Below are 3441 nucleotides of genomic sequence, written 5' to 3' on the forward strand. Positions count from 1 at the left end.
TCTTTCTCTTTCTGGATCAAATCAAGCGCGAGAAGGGCGTTTGGTGAATGCCTTGGCAGCAAGAGGCGATGAAAGACGTGATACTCTGCGATAAGCCATGGGGAGCTGAGAATAAGCTTTGATCCATGGATCTCTGAATGGGGCAACCCACCTGAAAGCTTCATATTGTTATCTTTGGTAATCAATATGTTGCTTAAACAGGTACTTAAGACCTGAATACATAGGGTTTTAAGAGCAAACCCGGGGAACTGAAACATCTAAGTACCCGGAGGAAAGGAAATCAATTGATACTCCCCTAGTAGCGGCGAGCGAACGGGGACCAGCCGAGCCAGATAAGTGACTAGAACATGTTGGGAAGCATGGCCATAGCGGGTGACAGCCCCGTATAGGAAGCTTTGATGGACGTATTAAGTAGGGCGGAACACGTGAAATTCTGTCTGAAGATCGGAGGACCACCTTCGAAGGCTAAGTACTCCTTGCTGACCGATAGCGAACCAGTACCGTGAGGGAAAGGTGAAAAGCACCCCGACGAGGGGAGTGAAACAGTACCTGAAACCGAACGCCTACAATCAGTCGGAGGATCCTCGAGATCTGACGGCGTACCTTTTGTATAATGGGTCATCGACTTGGTCTTACGAGCAAGCTTAAGCCGTTAGGTGTAGGCGTAGCGAAAGCGAGTCTTAATAGGGCGAATGAGTTCGTGGGATCAGACCCGAAACCGAGTGATCTAGGCATGGCCAGGTTGAAGGTAAGGTAACACTTACTGGAGGACCGAACCCACATCCGTTGAAAAGGATCGGGATGAGCTGTGCCTAGGGGTGAAAGGCCAATCAAACTCGGAGATAGCTGGTTCTCTGCGAAATCTATTTAGGTAGAGCGTCATCCGAATACCCCGGGGGGTAGAGCACTGGATGGGTAATGGGGCCCCACAGGCTTACTGATCCTAACCAAACTCCGAATACCCGGGAGTACTAGATGGCAGACACACTGCGGATGCTAACGTCCGTAGTGGAGAGGGAAACAACCCTGACCTACGACTAAGGCCCCCAATTCATGGCTAAGTGGGAAAGCAGGTGGGACGACCAAAACAACCAGGAGGTTGGCTTAGAAGCAGCCATCCTTTAAAGATAGCGTAACAGCTCACTGGTCTAAATAAGTTGTCCTGCGGCGAAGATGTAACGGGGCTCAAGCCATGAGCCGAAGTCTAGGGATGCGTAAGCATCGGTAGCAGAGCGTAGTGTGACATAGAACTCATCCGTATTTGCATCCTTCTGTGAAATATCAGTGGGTGTAATGACGGATAGAGTTCTTTCGATGAAGCCGGGGCGTGAGCCATCCGGTGGAGAGATCACTAGTGAGAATGATGACATGAGTAGCGACAAAGAGTGTGAGAGACACTCTCGCCGAAAGTCCAAGGGTTCCTGCTTAAAGCTAATCTGAGCAGGGTAAGCCGGCCCCTAAGCCGAGGCCGAAAGGCGTAGGCGATGGGAACTAGGTTAATATTCCTAGGCCAGGAGGATGTGACGGATCACAGGTGTAGTTCAATCTTATCGGATTGATTGGGCTGCTGAGTGGTTCCTGGAAATAGCCCTCCATCAGACCGTACCCTAAACCGACACAGGTGGACTGGTAGAGAATACCAAGGCGCTTGAGAGAACGATGTTGAAGGAACTCGGCAAAATACCTCCGTAAGTTCGCGAGAAGGAGGCCCGGTTCCTAGGCAACTAGGGGCTGGGGGCACAAACCAGGGGGTGGCGACTGTTTATTAAAAACACAGGGCTCTGCGAAGTCGCAAGACGACGTATAGGGTCTGACGCCTGCCCGGTGCCTGAAGGTTAAAAGGAGAGGTGAGAGCCTTGAATTGAAGCCCAGGTAAACGGCGGCCGTAACTATAACGGTCCTAAGGTAGCGAAATTCCTTGTCGGGTAAGTTCCGACCTGCACGAATGGCGTAACGACTTCCCCGCTGTCTCCAACATCGACTCAGCGAAATTGAATTGCCTGTCAAGATGCAGGCTTCCCGCGGTTAGACGGAAAGACCCCGTGCACCTTTACTACAGCTTCGCACTGGCATCAGGATTGTGATGTGCAGGATAGGTGGTAGGCTTTGAAGCGGAAACGCAAGTATCCGTGGAGCCTCCCTTGAGATACCACCCTTCGCACTCTTGATGTCTAACCGCGGTCCGTTATCCGGATCCGGGACCCTGCGTGGCGGGTAGTTTGACTGGGGCGGTCGCCTCCTAAAGCGTAACGGAGGCGCGCGAAGGTTGGCTCAGAGCGGTCGGAAATCGCTCGTTGAGTGCAATGGCAGAAGCCAGCCTGACTGCGAGACTGACAAGTCGAGCAGAGTCGAAAGACGGCCATAGTGATCCGGTGGTCCCGAGTGGAAGGGCCATCGCTCAACGGATAAAAGGTACGCCGGGGATAACAGGCTGATACTGCCCAAGAGTCCATATCGACGGCAGTGTTTGGCACCTCGATGTCGGCTCATCTCATCCTGGGGCTGGAGCAGGTCCCAAGGGTACGGCTGTTCGCCGTTTAAAGAGGTACGTGAGCTGGGTTTAGAACGTCGTGAGACAGTTCGGTCCCTATCTGCCGTGGGTGTAGGAGACTTGAGAGGAGTTGCCCCTAGTACGAGAGGACCGGGGTGAACGATCCACTGGTGGACCAGTTGTCGTGCCAACGGCAGTGCTGGGTAGCTATGATCGGACAGGATAACCGCTGAAGGCATCTAAGCGGGAAGCCCCCCTCAAAACAAGGTCTCCCTGAGGGCCGTGGAAGACCACCACGTCAATAGGCCGGAGATGTAAGCGCAGTAATGCGTTCAGTTGACCGGTACTAATCGCCCGATAGGCTTGATTTGATCCAGTAACAGAAAGACAAATCAAACCAGAAGCATACACCGACCTTGACTAAGGATAGCGTCGCAGCGCCAAGCCGCGATGTTGATTGAAAACACAACCGAGTGGCAACGCACATACGCTAACTGCCACCTCGTCGCCTTCTTGCACAGCAAGAAAGCCGACATGGGCTTTTCCTCGGTTTGGTGGTCATAGCGCAAGTGAAACACCCGGTCCCATCCCGAACCCGGAAGTTAAGCACTGCCGCGCCAATGGTACTTGGGCTTAAGCCCCGGGAGAGTAGGTCACCGCCAAACCTAGCAAAAGCCCACAGTCTCTCTAATACGATGAAACAAATCTGACTCTGACGCGGGATGGAGCAGCCCGGTAGCTCGTCAGGCTCATAACCTGAAGGTCGTAGGTTCAAATCCTACTCCCGCAACCAGCGTCAGAAAATCCAAACAGCCCGTTCAGACTACAATTGATCCACTGGATCAATCGCTTAGCGTTCTCACCTCGTTAGGCTCATAACCTGAAGGTCGCAGGTTCAAATCCTGCTCCCGCAAACATCACAGTCGAACAAAGTACCGAACAAGCCGCCC

Annotated in this window: 1 tRNA gene and 2 rRNA genes; all 3 read left to right on the forward strand. The window is 52.9% G+C overall.

What is annotated here, in order from left to right:
- Nucleotides 1-19 precede the first annotated feature (19 nt).
- Nucleotides 20-2862 (forward strand): 23S ribosomal RNA (locus ACRZ95_RS22560).
- A gap of 179 nt (nucleotides 2863-3041) precedes the next feature.
- Nucleotides 3042-3156 (forward strand): 5S ribosomal RNA (rrf, locus tag ACRZ95_RS22565).
- Between the two features lie 51 nt (nucleotides 3157-3207).
- A tRNA-Met gene (locus ACRZ95_RS22570) sits at nucleotides 3208-3284 on the forward strand.
- Nucleotides 3285-3441 lie beyond the last annotated feature (157 nt).

The organism is Ruegeria sp. AI3 (genome assembly GCF_056541245.1).